Below are 16,868 nucleotides of genomic sequence, written 5' to 3' on the forward strand. Positions count from 1 at the left end.
TTGGTGTCCATGGGCTGCGTTGGCGTGAAATAAGGGCTGCGCCCAAAGCAATTGTTGGGAGAAGAGGTTAACGGGAAAATCGCGAAGCCGAAAATGTTCGCAGCCACGGTGGCGATGGACGCCTTTGCGCCTGCCCCCTTGCCGGGCGAATAGCCGGACGGGCCAAGTGGTGAGCTCAGGCGGTGCCGCGGAGCGAAAGTCGCACGGGGATGCGGGTGCCGCTGCGGCTGTGGCCCGTGTCTTCAAGCGCCATCGCAACGAGCGCCTCGCCCGCGGCGTCGAGGTCGGGCTCGATCGTCGAGAGCGCAGGGTCGACGAGTGTGCCGGCTCGGATGCCGTCGAAGCCGATCAGCGCAATATCGGCCGGCACGCGGCGCCCCGCGTCCTTGAGCCCCTGCAGCACCCCGAGAGCGAGCATGTCACTTGCTGCGAAGATCGCGTCGACATCGGGATTTTCTGCGAGGAGCTGCGCGGCGGCGGCGAGGCCCTGCGCGTGGCGGTCGGGTGCGGCGGGCGGTTCGACGATGATGGGAGCGATGCCGCGCGCGCCGAGCGCGGCGGCGAATCCTTCGCGCCGCTCGTCAAACTGGCGCTGCGGTGACTGCTGGGGGCCGACGAACGCGATGCGGCGTCGCCCGCGGGCGACGAGATGTTCGGCAGCAAGGCGGCCGCCCACCTCATTATCGCTGCGCATCCAGTGGAAGGGATCGCCCGGACTCCCCCAGCAGATGAAGTCGAGTCCCGATGCCTGTGCGTCGGCAAAAAACTGCCAAGCGGCCCGGTTGCTGGTCGTGCCGATGACGATCATTGCGTCGGCAAGCCCGGAGGCAACGAAATCGGCGCGAAAATTGTCGGGGCTTTCCTGAAAGCTGACGAGCAGGTTGAAACCGCGCGCCGACGTTGCCGCAGCGATGCTGCCGAGAAGCGCGAAGTAAAAAGGGTTGATGGCGCTGCGATCCTCGCCCGGGCGGCAGATGGTGACGAGGGCGATCGTCTCGCTGCTCTTGAGCCGGAGCGATGAGGCGTGGCGGTCGACGACATAGCCAAGCTCGCGCGCCGCGGCGGAGACGCGGGCCCGCGTTTCTGCATTGACGCCAGGGCTGCCGCGCAGCGCGCGCGACACGGTCGACTGCGAAACGCCCGCGCGCTCGGCAACGTCGAAGGATGTCGGACGCAGCATCTTCTCTCCCCGTCGGGTGGCCGCTGGCGCGAGGCCGGCACCGGCCCGCTTCTCTCGCCGCGCGCCGGGGGCTTGTCAATCCGGTGCGGGAAGCGGCCAGCGGATCGCCACAGCAAGGCTGTGATCGCCCGCCCGCCGGGTCCAGCTGCCCTTGAGCTGGCGCTCGATCAGCGTGCGGATGAACTGGGTCCCGAAGCTTTCGGTGGCGATATGCGGGGTGTCGGAAAGACCGCTTTCGACCCAATCGAGCTGGACCTCGTCGCCCTCGCGCCGCCAGCTTACGCGAAGATCGCCCCGGCCGGCAAGTGCGCCATATTTGATGCTGTTGGTGACAAGTTCGTGCACTGCGAGCGAGATTGCCTGCGCGGCATCCTCCCCAAGATGAATTTCAGGGTCAGCCAGTCCGACAAGGCGTTCCGCCGGCCAGCCTGCCACATGCAGCTCGCGCCGGATGATCGCGCCGAGGTCGACCATGTCGACGGCACCCGCGACCAGCATCTGCTTCGATGCCGACAAGGCCTGAAGGCGCCCCTCGAAGCGCCTTTCAAAATCGGCAAGATCCATCGACTCGCGCAGCGTGATGCGCGCGAGCGCGCTGATGCGGGCGAACGCATTCTTCATCCGATGCGCCATCTCGCCCATCATGAGTTCGCGATCCTCGGCGTGACGTTCCTTTTCCTCGGCGAGCGCCTGGAAGGCGCCGAGCCGCCGGTGCTGCATCTGGTGGAGCTGAATCGCCAGAAAGGCGATTGCAACCCCGAACAGAAGTATTGCGAGCGGACGCCCCAGGCGGTCGACAAAGCGGCCGTAGGATATGCGCATCGTCCATTGCCGGTCAGCCACCTGCAGCTTCTGCTCGTGCGCGTCCCAGCCCAACCGACCGTGCGAGAAGACACGGAGCGCCGAGGGGCCTTCGCCCGCGAATACCTCGATGCCCTCGATGCCCTCGATCTGCTCGCCGAGCACGGCGGTCATCAGGTCGTGGACGCGGAACGGGGCATAGACGAATGCCTCGAGCGGGCGCGCGCCGACTGCGGTGGCGATGGTTGGCGGGTTCAGCTCTTCTTCCACGCGCGCCGCGGCGCCGCCGTCGATCAGGGGCCGCTCCGGATAAACGGGAACATAGATCAGAAAACCCGGCTGGGTGTGATCCGCCTGCCGTTCCTGGACCAGGTTAACAACGCCGCTCGCCGCCGCCTGGCCCGTCAGCCAGGCGCGGCGCATCGCCTCGCGTCGGGTCGCTTCGCTGTACATGTCATAGCCAAGCGCAGCCGTGTTGAGAGCATTGTCGGGCTCGATCAGAATGATCGGAAATCCGATGGGCTGGTCACTTGCCGGCCAGGCTGTGATGTCGCGGCCATAGTTTTCGCGCAGGCGCGCCTCGACCGGCGCGGGAGCGCCGCGCGCCATCGCGATGGCGACCCCGACGCCCTGCATTCCCGGCGCTCGGGTCTGCGGCTGGAGCGCGGCGAGATAGGCGCGGACGCTCGTGCCGCCCGTTGTCCTGTCCGACTGATAAAGCGCGCGCACGGCTTCGAGGATCGAAAGCTGATCGCCGAGGCGCGCGTTGACCTGCATCGCGATTCGCTCCGCCTGGTCAGCCTCCTGCCTCTTGTTGTAAAAGAAGCTCGCGACCGCGGCAGCGAGCGCAGCGAGCATGATTACCAGCCCGATCGCCCGGACCGAAAGGGCCATCAGCCGATCTGCCCAGAGCGATGTTCGCATATGGCTATCCCGCTGACGGGGGCGGGCGCTTCGCCCCTCTCCCACTCCCTGTTTCATGCCGGGGGGGCGAGAGCAAGCGCATTTTGGCCGGAGGGGACGCGGCCCTGAAGAATTTCGGGTCCGTTGACTTTTGCGAGGCGCCGTGCGCTAGCATTGTGAGGGGAGGGCCACCGGCATTGCGCCATCACTATCCGTTGCCGCTGTATCATAGCTGGCCGCTGTTCGAGCGCGCGCGCCATTTCGATCTGGGATGGGTTGACCGGCAAGGCATCCGACCGCCTGCGGATATGCGGATCGGCGCCGCAAGCGAGAGTGAGGCCATGGCCCACGCGGGTGTCGGCGTTTGGCACTGCGACCTCTCGGGCAACCGACTGACCTGGTCGCCGACCGTCTATGATCTGTTCGGCATTCCGCGTGGGGCGACGGTTTTGCGCGAAGAGGCGGCTGCCCTCTATCGCGAGGGGTCGCGGGCGGCCATGGAGCGGTTGCGCGCGCATGCGATCGAGCACCGCCGCGGCTTTACTCTCGATGTCGAAATTGCACCCCTGGGCGCCCAGGGGCGCTGGTTGCGGCTGATCGCTGCGCCGGAGTGCGACGGGGAGATGGTGGTCGGGCTGCACGGCTTTAAATGTTTGCTGAGCCACGTGCCTTGATAAAAGAGGCGCGCCCTGCCTTCACGGGGACGGGGGATCGAGCCAAGCTTCAAAGGTCCCGGTTGCCACCTCGCGCCTGTGGCGACAGAGAAGGGTGATGGGCACTGAGCGAGGCGAAACGGCGCGCATGCGCAGCGGGATGAGCGCGCTGTGGTCGCAGCCCTATGTGCTGCTGACCTTGTGCGCTCTGTTCTGGGCGGGCAATTCGATCGTCGGGCGCGCCGCGCGCGAGCTGGTGCCCCCCGCGGCGCTTGCCTTCTGGCGCTGGACGATTGCGCTCGCGTTGCTGCTGCCGCTCGCCTGGCCGCATCTGAAGCGCGACAAGGAGACGCTCCGCGCGCACTGGCCGATCGTGCTGGTGCTCGGCCTGTTGGGGATCGGATCGTTCAACCTCCTCCTCTATACCGGTCTGCAGACGACCACCGCGCTCAATTCGATGCTGATCCAGGCGGCGCAGCCGGCGCTGATCCTGATCGTGGGCGCGCTGGTGATGCGCGACCGGACGAGCCTGCGGCAGAGTGCAGGGGTGTTGGTGTCGCTCGCCGGGGTGCTGGCGATCATCGGCCGCGGCGATCCGGCCGCGCTCGTTGCGCTGCGATGGAATGAGGGGGACGCGATCATCGGCGTCGCGGTGCTGCTGTGGGCGCTTTATTCGGTGCTGCTTCGCCGGCGGCCGACAGTGCATCCGCTGAGCCTGCTCGGCGCCTCTATCTTTGTCGGCGTCCTGCTGATCGCGCCCGTCTACATCGCTGAGCTGGCGGGCGGACGGCGAATTGTCGCCGGCCCGCAAAGCGCGCTCGCTATCGCCTACGTCTCGGTCTTCCCCTCGTTTCTCGCCTATCTTTTCTTCAACCGCGGAGTCGAGCTGATCGGATCGGCGGCGACCGGTCAGTTTCTGAACGTCATGCCGCTGATGGGCGCGGGGCTTGCGATGCTGTTCCTGGGCGAGGCTCTGCGCCTCTTTCACATCGCGGGTCTGGTGCTGATCGTTGCAGGGATATGGGTAGCAGGGATGGCGGCGGGCGATCAGGCGAGCGCCGCCTCCACCTGATCGAGCCGGTCCTTGCCAAAGAACATCTCGTCCCCGACGAAGAATGTCGGGATGCCGAAGACGCCGCGCGCGACCGCCGTCTCGGTATTGGCGGCAAGCTTCGCCTTGATCGCAGGGTCCTGCGTCCGCGCGAGCAGCGCAGCTCCCTCGAAGCCGGCGGACGAGAGGAAGGCTGCCGCAACCGCGGGATCGTCCATCTTCAGCCCCATCTCCCACATGGCGCAGTTTACCGCATCGACATAGCCCTTCAGAAAGCCTTCCTCCTCGGCAACGATCGCCCCGCGCATGACAAGCAGGGTGTTGATCGGGAAGTGCGGGTTCATCCGGAATTTCTCGAGCGCGTGCTTTGCGATAAAGCGCCGCATCTCGAGGTTCTCATAGGCGAGCTTCGCGGGAATGTCGGCAAATTGGAGCATCGGGGCCTTGTTGCCCGTTGCCTTGAAGATGCCGCCGAGCAGACAGGGCGTGAGAACAAGGTCGGCACTGGTGCGCTCGAGAAGCTCGGGCAGCACCTTCAGCGCGAGATAGGCGTTGGGACTGCCAAAATCGAAAATGAACTCGAGGGTCCTTTGCAGCTTCACCATTTTTCTCCCCACGGGCGCAGGTCAAGTTCATGTGTCCAGGCGCTTTTCGGCTGGCGGTGGAGCATCACATAATTGGCGGCGATCGCGTCGGGATCGAGAACAAGCTCCTCCTCCTTCGCGCGGTCGAAATCGGGATGGCGAGCCTTGATAAACTCGGTATCGATCGCGCCGTCGACAACAACATGCGCGACGTGGATGCCTTGCGGCCCGAGCTCGCGTGCCATCGACTGGGCAAGCATCCGCAGCGCCGCCTTGGCGCCTGAGAAGGCGGCGTAGCCCGATCCCCCACGCAGGCTCGCCGTCGCGCCGGTGAAGAGGATCGTGCCGCGGCCGCGCGGGGTCATGCGCTTTGCAGCCTCGCGGCCGGTCAGGAATCCCGCGAGGCACGCCATTTCCCATACCTTGGTGTAAATACGCACCGTTGTGTCGCTGATGGGGAAGTTCACATTGGCACCGATATTGAACACCGCCACCTCGACCGGGCCGACCTCGGCTTCGACCTGGTCGAACAGGGCGATGATCGCGGCTTCGTCGCGGGCATCGGCGGGGAAGGCACGTGCCTCATGCCCCGCACCGCGAATCGATTGCGCCAGGCTTTCAAGCGCCTCGGCGCCGCGCGCGCGCCGGGTGACACAGGCGGTCAGCCCTTCGGCGGCAAAGGCGCGGGCGATGGCCCCTCCCGTGGCGTCGCCTGCGCCGACGATGATGGCAGCTCCGTTCTCCATCGCGACTCTCCTGTTGGAGGGTCATTGTAGATATGATAATCATAGTCACAAGAAAAAACGCCGGGTCTTCGCATTCGGCGGGATGGAGCATTTGCGATGGGAACCCCTCATGCCGCGGCGCGCCGATCTGTCGGATACCTTCTGCCCCATCGGCCGGGCGGCCGAGCTGCTCGGCGACCGCGCAGTGCTCCTCATCCTGCGCGAGCTGTTCTTCGGGCGCGGACGGTTCGAGGCGATCACGGCAAGCAGCGGCCTCGGGCCGCAGCTCGTTTCGGCGCGGCTCAAGCGACTGGTGGCGGAAGGCGTGGTTGAACGCGAAGCCTATCAGGAGCGGCCACCGCGCTACGGATATCGGCTGACCGAAAAGGGGAAGGACCTGTTCGACATCCTCTATGCGATGCGCTGCTGGGCCGAACGTTGGGCCTATCGCGACGGCGAAACCGGCGGCGGTCCGGCGATGCGCTATTTTCACCGCGCCTGCGGCGCCGACGTCGGTACCGCGACGGTCTGCCCGGGCTGCGGCGAGCTGCTCCGCTATGGCGAGCTGAAAGGGGAGCCATCGCCTGCGCTCAGAGCCGAGCGGGCGAGGAAGGCGGGCTGATCAGGCCTTTTCGAGTGTGCACTGCAAGGGGTGCTGATTCTGCCGCGCGGCGTCCATCACCTGATTCACCTTGGTTTCGGCGACCTCATAGCTGAAAACGCCGCACACGCCGACACCTTGCTGGTGGACGTGAAGCATGACCTGCGTTGCCCGCTCGATATCCATGTTGAAGAAGCGCTGCAGCACCATCACGACAAATTCCATCGGGGTATAATCGTCGTTGAGCAGCAGCACCTTGTACATCGACGGCTTCTTGGGCTTCGCGCGCGTGCGCGTTGCGATGCCGACCCCGGGGGCTCCGGGCGCGTCATCGTCCTTGTCCGCCATGGCGCGAACGGGACTGGAGAGCGGAAAAGAGAACATCATCATATGGAATATCGCACGCGGCGGCGGAATCGCAAGAGGGAGGGAAGGCATTAACCTGCTTTTCCCGGCGCACCCGCGCCAAGCGGATCGTGCCCAAGCAAGAACCGCCCGCATCCCGAAAAGGATGCGAGCGGTCCTGGTGTCGTCGGCGCAGGCGGGGAGGAGGGGAGAGAGTGCCCGCGCCAACGGGAAGAAAAGGCCCTTAGGCTGCCTTCATCTTCGAGCTGATGACCGATACGCGGTTCGAGATCGGCGCGAAGCTGTCGTTCGCCATCTTGACCACGAGTTCGCTGGTCTTCGAGGTCTGCGCAACAGCGGCGTCGAACGCCTTCTTGCTGTTCTCGGCATAGAGCTTGAAAAACTCGGCGGGCGACTTGACGGCGGTGTAGCCCTTCAGCGCAGCCGAGGTCTCTTCGAAGCTCTTGCGGGCGAAGGCGACGCCTTCCTGGCCGAGGGTCTCGAAGTTCTTGGCCGCGATCTTGCCGGCTTCGACAAGCGCCTCAACATTGGCCTTGTTAAATTCGACGGCTTCCTCCGCGAGCTTGCTCGACTTGGCGAGCGCCTCCTTCGAGCGTTCCTGAAGGTCGGCGGTGAGCGCTTCCGCGCGAGCCTTGGCGTCTTCGGCGAACTTCTTGACGGTGTCGTTCATGGTCTGGAATCCTTTGGTGGCGGCGGCGACGGGCTTGGGCGCGGCCTTGATCTTGGGGGTAATCGTCTTCGCAGCCGGCTTTTTGTGAGCGGCCTTCACGGCGGACTTTGCCGCCTTCTTTTGGACCGGCTTGGCATTCGCCTTCACGGTCCGGGTCTTCGGCGCCGCGGCCTTGGCTGCGACTGGGGCTTCGGCCACGGCCGGAGCAGCAGGAGTCGCCGGCTGGGCGGCGGTTTCCAGCGTTGCGGCTTCGAAAGCCGTTTCAGCACTGTCCATCTTGGTAGCCATGGAACAACTCCTTTATGTTGCACTGCACAATATAGGAGCCGCTGAGCGATTTCAAGAGAATTTTTGTGCAGCGCACAAAATTCCCTTCGGAAGCGCGCGCGATCGCAGGAAATTCGCGTGATATTATCGCTGTTTGACGTAGCGGCCGGGCGCGTCCTCGATCGCCTTTTTCTTGCCCCTGCCAGGGATGCGCGCGCCTTTCGCCGGCGTTTTGGCGCTGTCCTGCGCGGCGATCCACTCGATCCAGTGCGGCCACCAGCTTCCCTTGGTCTCGGTCGCAGAGGCCAGGAAGTCATCGAGGCTGGCGGCGGTGTTGTCGCCGGTCCAATATTGATATTTGCCGGCCGCGGGCGGGTTCACCACGCCCGCGATGTGTCCTGAGCCTGCAAGGAGGAATGTCCTGGGTCCCGAAAGATGGTCCATCAGCCGCCAGACGCTGGCGAGCGGCGCGATATGGTCCTCGCGGCCCGCCTGGATATAGGCGGGCGTGCGGATCTTTCTGAGGTCGATGGAGACGCCGCATACCGCGAGGCTGTTCGGAATGACGAGGCGGTTGTCGCGGTAGAGATCAACCAGGTACTGCCGATGCCACTTCGCTGGCAGATTGGTGACGTCGCCGTTCCAGTAGAGGAGATCGAACGGCGGATAGTCGTTGCCGAGCAGATAATTGTTGACGACATAGTTCCAGATGAGGTCGCGTCCCCGCAGGGCGTTGAAGGTCGCGGCCATATAGCGGCCGTCAAGATAGCCCTGCGCTGACAGCTGCTGGAGCAACGCAAGATAAGTGTCATCGACGAACAGCTTGAGATCGCCCGCAAGCTCGAAATCGACCTGTGCGGTAAAGAAGGTGGCCGACTTGACCTTGTCCGCTTCGCCGTTCGCTGCGAGCATGGCGAGGGTCGCGGCCAGGGTGGTGCCCGCGACGCAATAGCCGATCGCGTGGACGTGCGGCACCCCAAGCAGGTCGCGGATCGTGTCGATCGCATCGACCTGCGCTTCGACATAATCGTCCCACACCAGGTCCTTCATCGAGGCGTCGGCCGATTTCCAGGACACAATGAACACCGAGAGGCCCTGTTCGATGGCCCATTTGACGAAGCTTTTTTGCGGATTGAGGTCGAGGATGTAGAAGCGGTTGATCCACGGCGGGAAAATGACGAGCGGGACGGTGAACACCTCCTTTGTCACCGGCGCGTAGTGAATGAGCTGATAGAGCTTGGTCTCGTGGATCACCTTGCCCGGCGTCGTCGCAATGGTCACGCCGACCTCGAAGGCATCGGGGTCGACGTGGCTGAGCTGCCCGCGCGCGAGGTCGGCCAGCATGTGGCGGAGACCCTTTAGAAGGCTCTCGCCGCGCGTCTCGACGGCGCGTTTGATGACCTCCGGATTGGTGACCGCAAGGTTGGTGGGCGATAGCGCCTCGGTCATCGACCTGGCTGCAAACTCCAATTTTGCGCGCGCCGCCTCGTCGAGCCCCTGCACCTGCCTTGCGGTCGAGAGCAGCTGGTCCGACAACAGGCCATAGGTCTGGCGGATCAGCGCAAACACAGGGTTCGCGGTCCAGTCAGGATCGGCAAAGCGTCGGTCCTTGGCGTTGTCGGCGGGCGGGGGCGGGGTGAAGCCCGGAGCGAGTGCGGCGAGCGAAGTCCAGAAAGCAGCGCCTTGTTCCCACATCTTGGCGCCTTGCTCGGCCCATAGCCCGGCGCCGTCGTTGCCCAGCCAATGGGCGGGATCGAGCAGCGGCGCACCCGCCTTGTGGGCGTCGACCTGACCAAGCGCGAAGTCGACCATCATCTGCTGCGCGCGCGCCATCACGCTGGCCCAATGCTGGAGATCCTCCGCCGAGGGTAGAAAGGGGCTGCGCGTGATGGTCGCCTCGTCTTCGCCCTTGCCGCTACCCGCATCGCTCATGTTCGTTCCCGCTGGTCAGTGCCGTCAATTTGCCTATAACAAGCCGCGATGCGGCTGGCGAGATTGCCGCTCGCATCCATTCAAACGCACACGAAAAGGAGTTGTTCTAGTCTCCCATGTCCGAAGATGAATTCTATCGCATCAAGCGCCTGCCGCCCTACGTCATCGCCGAAGTGAATGCGATGCGAGCAGCAGCACGCGCCGCGGGCGAGGACATCATCGACCTCGGGATGGGCAACCCCGACCTGCCGCCGCCGCAGCATGTGATCGACAAGCTGTGCGAAGTGGCGCAGAAACCCAACGCACACGGCTATTCGCAGTCAAAAGGCATTCCAGGCCTCCGCCGCGCGCAGGCCAACTATTATGCCCGCCGTTTCAATGTCGAACTCGACCCCGAAACCGAGGTGGTCGTGACGATGGGGTCCAAGGAAGGGCTTGCGAGCCTCGCGACCGCGATCACCGGCCCGGGCGATGTGGTCCTCGCGCCCAACCCCAGCTATCCGATCCACACCTTCGGTTTCATCATCGCCGGAGCGACGATCCGCAGCGTCCCGACCACCCCGGACGAGAATTACTGGCGCGCACTCGACCGCGCGATGGCCTTCACTGTGCCGCGCCCGTCAATCCTGGTGGTCAATTATCCGTCGAACCCGACCGCTGAGGCGGTCGATCTTGCGTTCTACGAGCGGCTCGTCGCATGGGCGAAGGAGAACAAGGTCTGGGTCTTGAGCGACCTTGCCTATTCGGAGCTATACTACGATGGCAATCCGACCCCTTCCATTTTGCAGGTGCCGGGAGCGAAAGATGTCGCGATCGAGTTCACTTCCATGTCGAAGACCTACTCGATGGCGGGCTGGCGCATGGGCTTTGCGGTCGGCAACAAGCGGCTGATCGCCGCGATGACGCGGGTCAAATCCTATCTCGACTATGGCGCTTTCACGCCGATCCAGGCCGCAGCCTGCGCGGCGCTCAACGGCCCGCAGGACATCGTTGCCAGGAATCGCGAACTGTATCAGAAGCGCCGCGATGTCATGGTCGAAAGCTTCGGCCGCGCCGGCTGGGAAATCCCGAGCCCGCCCGCCTCGATGTTCGCCTGGGCGCCGCTGCCGCCCGCGCTCAAGGATATGGGAAGCCTTGAATTTTCAAAGCAGCTGCTGACCCATGCCAAGGTCGCGGTTGCACCGGGCGTCGGCTATGGCGAGGACGGCGAAGGCTTTGTGCGCATTGCGATGGTGGAGAATGAGCAGCGCATCCGTCAGGCCGCGCGCAACATCCGCAAATTCCTGTCGATGCACGGCGTCAACACGCCGTCGGTCGCTGCGAGCGGGAACTGACCCGCGGGTGCAGGACTTGGATGCGAGTGCGATAGCCCAGACGATCCAGTTGTCGGTCACGCCGGTGTTTTTGCTGGTGGCAACCGGCAGCTTGCTCAACGTTCTCGCGGGCCGGCTGTCGCGTGTAGTCGACCGCTCGCGGGTGTTGATGGCGCGCTGGCCGGAGACCGAGGGCGAGGAGCATGCGCGGGTGGTCGCCGAGCTGCGCTCCGCCGACCGGCGGATGCGGGTCATCAATGACTCAATCCTCGCAGCAGTCGCCTGCGGCATCGTCGTCTGTCTGCTCGTCGCGCTGCTTTTCACACAGGCCTTTACCGGGCTCAACCTCGGTGTCGCCGCGTCGTGGGCCTTCGCGCTCGCGATGCTGCTGCTTCTCGTGTCTCTGCTACTCTTCCTCGTCGAGGTCCGCCTCGCCATCCGCGCGATCCAGGTTCCGATGGATCTTCTCGAGGGGGAGGAAATGGGCTGGCTGCGGCGGCAGCGGCGGTAACACCCTTTCTCGGTTCGTTCGCGGCGAGCGACTCTAAAGGCCCCTCTCAACAGCGAGGGTGAACTCGGCCACGCTCGGTGCACAGAGGGGGATGGCGCTATGGTGCCAGACCCACTCGGTAGGTTGGCGCCATCCGCTTGGCGCTTGCCTGCTCATAGGCATGTCCAGCCGCAAGCACCGTGCCGTCGGACCATTTCGGTCCTATGAAGGAAAGGCCCACTGGGAGACCCTCGATAGCGCCCATCGGCACTGTGAGGTGCGGATAGCCGGCGACCGCGGGAAGGTCGCTCACGCTCGGGCCTGTATAATGGTCGCCGTTCACGAGGTCGCTGGTCCAGGCGGGACCGTTGGTCACGCCGACGAGCAGGTCGACGCCGTGATCCTTCAGCAGCTTGTCGATCCCCTCAGGACCGGCGAGCCGAGCGGCCCTTGCCTTGGCGGCAAGATAGGCGGGACTATCGAGGCCGCCCCTGGTCTCGGCGAGTTCGAATAGCGATTGATCGAACCAGCGCAGTTCCTCGGGGTGAGCCTTGTTGAAGGCGATCAGATCGGCGAGGTTCTTAGGGCCCTCTCGCGCGGGCAAGCTCGCCAGATAGGCGTTCATGTCGGCCTTGAGTTCGGTCATCAGCACCTCGAATTCGGCGTCGCCCAACCCCTCGATACCCGACTGGCTGTCCTTGATCTCGACGATCGTGGCGCCAAGATCGGCAATCTGCAGAAGCGCCGCATCGAACAGCGCGGCGATGTCGGCGCGCGAACCGATGCGGTCGCGCAGCACGCCGATGCGCTTGCCCCGGAGCGCGTCGGGCGAAAGCGCGGCCGCGAAATCGGTCTTGTGCGCATCAGCCTCGGCGGTCGCGGGGTCGGCAGGATCGCTGCCCGCGATGATGCTCAGCATGGCGGCGGCATCGCGCACACTCAGCGTCATAGGCCCCGCCGTGTCCTGACTGTGGCTGATCGGTACGATGAAGGTGCGGCTGACGAGCCCGACCGTGGGCTTGAAGCCGACAACGCCGTTCAGCCCCGACGGGCAGGTTATCGAACCGTCGGTTTCGGTCCCCACCGTCAGCGCCGCAAGGCTCGCCGCCATCGCCGCACCGCTTCCTGCCGAAGACCCGCAGGTGTTGCGATCGAGCGCGTACGGGTTTTTTGTCAGTCCGCCAACCGCACTCCAGCCGCTCGTCGAGTTGTTCGAGCGAATGTTCGCCCATTCCGAAAGATTGGTCTTGCCCAGAATCACTGCACCCGCCTCGCGCAGCCGCGCGACGAGCGGCGCGTCGCGGCCCGTGACATTGTCCTTGAGCGCCAGCGAGCCCGCGGTGGTGGGAACGGGTCCTGCCGCCTCGATATTATCCTTGAGCAGAACCGGGATGCCGTGGAGCGGGCTGCGAACCTTTCCCTCGCGGCGCTCGGCATCGAGCCGGCGGGCCTCGGCGAGCGCGTCGGGAAAGGTTGCGATCACGGCATTCAGCTTGGGCCCATTGTCGTCAATCTTCAGGATGCGGTCGAGGTAGATGCTCGTGATGAGTTGGCTGTCGATCGATCCCGCGGTCATTTCGGCCTGCAGCGTTGCAGCATCCTTGCCCGCGATGTCGGGGAGCGGCGGCGGGATCGCGGAGGCCGGGACGAGCGGCAGGATGGCGGCAGCCGCCGTCAGCGCGGCGAGCGAGGAAAAAATTTTCATGGCGAGCAGGCTCGGACGCCGTAAGGGCAATTGCAAGCGGCAATTTTTGTGCCGGCGCCCCGGCATTGACAGGCCTGACCCAGCTCTGCTCTGTCGCCGCCGGAGACAAGAATGAACGAAAAACCTGCCCTTGCCGCAGGGCCCGGGTCGCCCCTTGCCCACGGCCCTTCCGCGCAGACGCGGACCATGCTGTGGATTCTGCTGGTTGTTTATATCTTCAACTTCCTCGACCGGCAGATCGTGAACATTCTCGCCGAGCCGATCAAGACCAGTCTGCGCCTCAGCGACACCCAATTGGGATTGCTCGCAGGGCCTGCGTTCGCGGTCTTTTATGCGCTGCTCGGCATCCCGATCGCGCGCCACGCAGACAAGGAGGGTACAAACCGGGTAAGACTCATCGCGGCCGCGCTCGCGATCTGGTCGGCAATGACCGCGGTTTGCGGCCTTGCACAGAATTTTGTTCAACTGCTCTTTGCGCGGATCGGTGTGGGCGTGGGGGAGGCGGGCTGTACGCCGGCCGCGCATTCGCTGATCACCGACAGTGTGCCGGCCGAGAAGCGCTCGTCGGCGATCGCCTTCTACGGACTTGGCGTCCCGGTCGGCTCGCTGCTCGGATTGATACTCGGCGGTGTGGTCAACGACCTCTACGGCTGGCGCATCGCGCTGATGCTGGTGGGCGCACCGGGGCTGCTGCTTGCGCTGATCGTCCTCGTCTTCATGCGTGAGCCGCGGCACCATCGCGTGGCCGAGACCGTTAAGACAGCGCCGGTGCAGCTTCCCGCCAGCGCGGCGCTGCGCGAGATCTTTGCCTCGCGCGCCTTCGTCTACATCCTTATCGCCGCATCGGTCACCGCCTTTCTCGGCTATGGCAAGGCGCTGTGGACGATCAGTTTCTTCATCCGCAGCCACGGCCTGTCGACCACGGAAGCGGGGCTGTCGATGGCGGTGGTTCTCGGACTGGCGGCGGCGTTCGGAACATGGCTCGGCGGCAAGGCGGCCGACGTCTTCGGGCGGCGCGACAAGCGGCATATATTGACCCTGCCGGCTTATGGGATGGCGCTCGTCGCGCCCCTGCTGTTCCTGGGATATGTGATGGAGGATTGGCGGATCGCGATGGCGCTGCTGATCGTGCCGAGCGTCATCAATGCGGCCTATTACGGTCCCGCCTATGCTTGCGTACAGGGGTTGGTTCGGCCGCAGGCGCGCGCGGTCGCGGCGTCGATCATGCTGTTCGGACAGAATCTCATCGGGCTCGGCTTCGGGCCGTTTCTCTTCGGGGTCTTTTCGGACGCGCTCGCGCCCGCATATGGCGAGGAGAGCGTGCGCTATGTTCTTTATGGCGCCGCGTGGCTCGGGCTGATCCCTGCCTTCTTCTTCTGGCGCGCCAGCTTGCGCCTCGAGCGCGAGCTCAAGTCGGGTTAGAAAGGCGGGTCGACGAGCGCGCGCTGCGAGCGCGCGGCGTCGATCCACCAGCAAAGGTCGTCGGCAAAGCGCGGAAAGGCCTTCGCGATCCTGGCCCCGTCTTCGCCCGCCGGCGTGCCCTCGTCGTCGAAGGCGCCGCCGATCCGCGCGAGGCTGAGCGGCGTCGCCGTCACCACCATGCCCATCGCGCCCAGCGTGGTGCGCCACGCGGTCGCGGCGCGGATGCCCGCGAAAGGGCCTGCCGAGTAGGAAGCGATCGCTGCGGGCCGCCACGCGAATTGCGGCAGATAATGGTCGACCAGGTTCTTGAGGCCGGGCTGGAGTCCGCCATTATATTCGCCGGCGACAAAGACGAAGCCGTCGGCCGCCGCGATGCGATCGGCCAGCGAGTTCATCGCCGCGGGGGCTTGTCCTGCACCATAGTCGCTGTGGCGCCGGTCGAGCATCGGCAGATCGACCGCCTTCGCGTCGATCAGCTCGGCGTCATCGCCGCGTGCGGCGATGGCCTTGACGATCCAGCGCGCGAGCTTGATGCCCTGTCGGTCGCGGCGGTAGCTTCCGTAGAAGACGAGAATAGAGCGGCGCATATCCTGCTAGGTGCCATGCGGCATGCAAAAACGGAAGCGCTTGCGCACACAGCCCCGTACCCTAAGCTGGCCGCGCCGAAGAGGGGGGAGATATCATGCGCATCTACCGCACGCCGGACGCGCGCTTTGCGGCGCTGCCGGACTGGCCTTATGCGCCGAACTACCTGGAAATTGGAGGCGGACTGCGCGTCCATTATGCGGACGAAGGGGCGCGCGCTGCGCAGCCGGTCCTGATGCTGCACGGCGAACCCACATGGGGCTATCTCTACCGCCGCATGATCGGACCGGTCGTGGCGGCAGGCTTTCGCGCCGTGGTGCCCGACCTCATCGGATTCGGCCGTTCGGACAAGCCGCTCGACCGTACCGCCTACAGCTACGCGGCCGAGGTCGCATGGATGCGACAGTGGATCGAGGCGCTGGATCTTGAGGATATCATCCTCGCCTGTCAGGACTGGGGGTCGCTGATCGGTCTGCGGCTCGTTGCCGAAATGCCCGGGCGCTTCGCCGGTGTCGCGCTGTCGAACGGCGGCCTGCCGGAGGGTCAGCCGGCGCCGCGCGCCTTTGCAATCTGGCGCGCTTTCGCGCGCTACAGCCCGGTCTTCCCGATCGGGCGGATCGTCCATGCGGGCGCAAAAAAGCGGCTGACCGCGGCGGAGATCGCCGCCTATGACGCGCCCTTTCCGACGCGCGCGTCGATGGTCGCTGCGCGCCTCTTCCCGTCCTTGGTCCCGCTCGGCGCCAATATAGCGGTGCCCGATCAGAAGCGCGCGTGGGAGGCACTTGAACGATTCGAAAAGCCTTTCCTTTGCTGCTTTGCCGATGGCGATCCCATCACGCGCGGCGGCGATGCGCTGTTTGTCGAACGCGTGCCGGGCGCACGCGGCATGGCGCATCGCACGCTGCATGGCGGGCATTTCATCCAGGAGAATGATCCGGCGGGCTTCGTCGCTGCGATCTGCGACGTCGCGGGGGCCCGCTAAGCGATCGCTCTCCGCCGAGCCGGAAGGAAACGGATGGCGGCAGCTGCAATGAGCAGCAGCGCCAGCGGGATATAGTTGGGGTTGACCGCGGCGCGGCGGCCATAGCTGACCATGAAGATCAGCCAGATGTACCACACCCCGGCCTTGTGCAGCCGCTGCCAGTTCTTCGCGCCCAGCCTTCCAACGGCACCGTCGAACGAGGTCGCGGCGAGCAGGGTGATGAAGACATAGGCGAGTCCTCCGCCGACGAGGGTCGAGATCGGGGGTGGAGGCGCCTGGTCGGCTTGGACGCCGAACAGCCAGAGGATGGCGAGCAGGTGAAGAAGGTGGGAAAATGCGAAAGCCAGCCCGAACCAGCGCCGGTTACGCATGGCCCAGCGTGTCGCGGGCGCGGGTCGTAGGCGGAGGAGCGCGCTTGCCATGAAGGCGGCGGCGAAGAGGACAAGCGAGGAGCGCGCCGTCGCGCGGATGAGCATGCGTGTGCCGTCGATTCCGCTGCCCGTGGTGGCGATGATCGTCGCGCTCATGACGAGCAGCGCTGCTGTCAGCAGGATCAGCAGCCGTCCGCCTTCGTTCCATCCGTCGGTTCGCGCCGCCATAGGCCCCTCCCGATGGAAGGATTATAGCGGGCGTGCCTG

17 protein-coding genes are annotated in these 16,868 nt (G+C 65.1%); 7 read left to right on the forward strand and 10 right to left on the reverse strand.

Annotated elements, in window-relative coordinates:
• Positions 1–175 precede the first annotated feature (175 nt).
• Both LH20_RS01455 and LH20_RS01460 read right to left on the reverse strand, forming a co-directional pair.
• Complete coding sequence (locus LH20_RS01455; RefSeq protein ID WP_053552692.1) at positions 176–1,180, reverse strand: LacI family DNA-binding transcriptional regulator; 1,005 nt, start codon at positions 1,178–1,180, stop codon at positions 176–178.
• A gap of 75 nt (positions 1,181–1,255) precedes the next feature.
• Positions 1,256–2,905 carry a CHASE domain-containing protein gene (locus LH20_RS01460; protein WP_053552693.1) on the reverse strand — a complete coding sequence of 550 codons (1,650 nt, stop codon included), beginning with the start codon at positions 2,903–2,905 and terminating at the stop codon, positions 1,256–1,258.
• Positions 2,906–3,081: 176 nt separating this feature from the next.
• Between LH20_RS01460 and LH20_RS01465 the strand changes: the two genes are divergently transcribed.
• Together LH20_RS01465 and LH20_RS01470 are read left to right on the forward strand one after the other, a co-directional pair.
• Complete coding sequence (locus LH20_RS01465; protein WP_053552694.1) at positions 3,082–3,558, forward strand: hypothetical protein; 477 nt, start codon at positions 3,082–3,084, stop codon at positions 3,556–3,558.
• A gap of 97 nt (positions 3,559–3,655) precedes the next feature.
• Positions 3,656–4,609, forward strand: coding sequence for a DMT family transporter (locus LH20_RS01470; RefSeq protein ID WP_053552695.1), 954 nt, complete (start codon positions 3,656–3,658; stop codon positions 4,607–4,609).
• Here LH20_RS01470 and LH20_RS01475 read toward each other — a convergent pair.
• Both LH20_RS01475 and LH20_RS01480 read right to left on the reverse strand, forming a co-directional pair.
• Positions 4,585–5,190, reverse strand: coding sequence for a 2-hydroxychromene-2-carboxylate isomerase (locus LH20_RS01475; protein ID WP_235527076.1), 606 nt, complete (start codon positions 5,188–5,190; stop codon positions 4,585–4,587). The two genes, LH20_RS01470 and LH20_RS01475, sit on opposite strands and share 25 nt — an antisense overlap.
• Positions 5,187–5,918: an SDR family oxidoreductase gene (locus LH20_RS01480; protein ID WP_053552697.1), complete on the reverse strand. Its 732-nt coding sequence runs from the start codon at positions 5,916–5,918 to the stop codon at positions 5,187–5,189. The genes LH20_RS01475 and LH20_RS01480 overlap by 4 nt, the downstream gene beginning before the upstream one ends.
• 109 nt (positions 5,919–6,027) lie before the next feature.
• On the opposite strand from LH20_RS01480, the gene LH20_RS01485 reads away from it, so the two are divergent.
• On the forward strand, positions 6,028–6,519 hold the full coding sequence (locus tag LH20_RS01485) for a winged helix-turn-helix transcriptional regulator (protein WP_053556007.1): 492 nt from the start codon (positions 6,028–6,030) through the stop codon (positions 6,517–6,519).
• On the opposite strand, the gene clpS is transcribed toward LH20_RS01485, so the two are convergent.
• The 3 genes from clpS to LH20_RS01500 all read right to left on the reverse strand — a co-directional run bounded on the left by clpS (position 6,520) and on the right by LH20_RS01500 (position 9,733).
• A complete protein-coding gene (gene clpS, locus LH20_RS01490; protein WP_442800445.1) occupies positions 6,520–6,885 on the reverse strand; it encodes an ATP-dependent Clp protease adapter ClpS in 366 nt (121 codons plus the stop codon).
• 202 nt (positions 6,886–7,087) lie between these two features.
• Positions 7,088–7,822: a phasin family protein gene (locus LH20_RS01495; protein WP_053552698.1), complete on the reverse strand. Its 735-nt coding sequence runs from the start codon at positions 7,820–7,822 to the stop codon at positions 7,088–7,090.
• Positions 7,823–7,945: 123 nt separating this feature from the next.
• On the reverse strand, positions 7,946–9,733 hold the full coding sequence (locus tag LH20_RS01500) for a PHA/PHB synthase family protein (protein ID WP_053552699.1): 1,788 nt from the start codon (positions 9,731–9,733) through the stop codon (positions 7,946–7,948).
• 116 nt (positions 9,734–9,849) lie between these two features.
• On the opposite strand from LH20_RS01500, the gene LH20_RS01505 reads away from it, so the two are divergent.
• On the forward strand, positions 9,850–11,067 hold the full coding sequence (locus tag LH20_RS01505; RefSeq protein WP_053552700.1) for an LL-diaminopimelate aminotransferase: 1,218 nt from the start codon (positions 9,850–9,852) through the stop codon (positions 11,065–11,067).
• A gap of 7 nt (positions 11,068–11,074) precedes the next feature.
• Positions 11,075–11,557: a DUF2721 domain-containing protein gene (locus tag LH20_RS01510; RefSeq protein ID WP_053552701.1), complete on the forward strand. Its 483-nt coding sequence runs from the start codon at positions 11,075–11,077 to the stop codon at positions 11,555–11,557.
• Positions 11,558–11,654: 97 nt separating this feature from the next.
• Here LH20_RS01510 and LH20_RS01515 read toward each other — a convergent pair whose 3' ends face one another.
• Positions 11,655–13,241, reverse strand: a complete 1,587-nt coding sequence (locus tag LH20_RS01515; protein ID WP_053552702.1) for an amidase — start codon at positions 13,239–13,241, stop codon at positions 11,655–11,657.
• Between the two features lie 111 nt (positions 13,242–13,352).
• Between LH20_RS01515 and LH20_RS01520 the strand changes: the two genes are divergently transcribed.
• Positions 13,353–14,663, forward strand: a complete 1,311-nt coding sequence (locus LH20_RS01520) for a spinster family MFS transporter (protein ID WP_083455242.1) — start codon at positions 13,353–13,355, stop codon at positions 14,661–14,663.
• Here LH20_RS01520 and LH20_RS01525 read toward each other — a convergent pair.
• The gene (locus LH20_RS01525) at positions 14,660–15,250 is read right to left on the reverse strand and encodes an NADPH-dependent FMN reductase (RefSeq protein ID WP_053552703.1); all 591 of its coding nucleotides are present in this window, start codon (positions 15,248–15,250) and stop codon (positions 14,660–14,662) included. The genes LH20_RS01520 and LH20_RS01525 overlap by 4 nt on opposite strands.
• A gap of 95 nt (positions 15,251–15,345) precedes the next feature.
• Between LH20_RS01525 and LH20_RS01530 the strand changes: the two genes are divergently transcribed.
• Positions 15,346–16,230 (forward strand): haloalkane dehalogenase, encoded by an 885-nt coding sequence (locus tag LH20_RS01530; protein WP_053552704.1) that lies wholly within the window; start codon positions 15,346–15,348, stop codon positions 16,228–16,230.
• Here LH20_RS01530 and LH20_RS01535 read toward each other — a convergent pair.
• Entirely contained in the window at positions 16,227–16,829 is a 603-nt protein-coding gene (locus LH20_RS01535) for a ferric reductase-like transmembrane domain-containing protein (RefSeq protein WP_053552705.1), read from the reverse strand. The genes LH20_RS01530 and LH20_RS01535 overlap by 4 nt on opposite strands.
• Positions 16,830–16,868 lie beyond the last annotated feature (39 nt).

Source organism: Sphingopyxis sp. 113P3, from assembly GCF_001278035.1.
Lineage (GTDB): Bacteria > Pseudomonadota > Alphaproteobacteria > Sphingomonadales > Sphingomonadaceae > Sphingopyxis.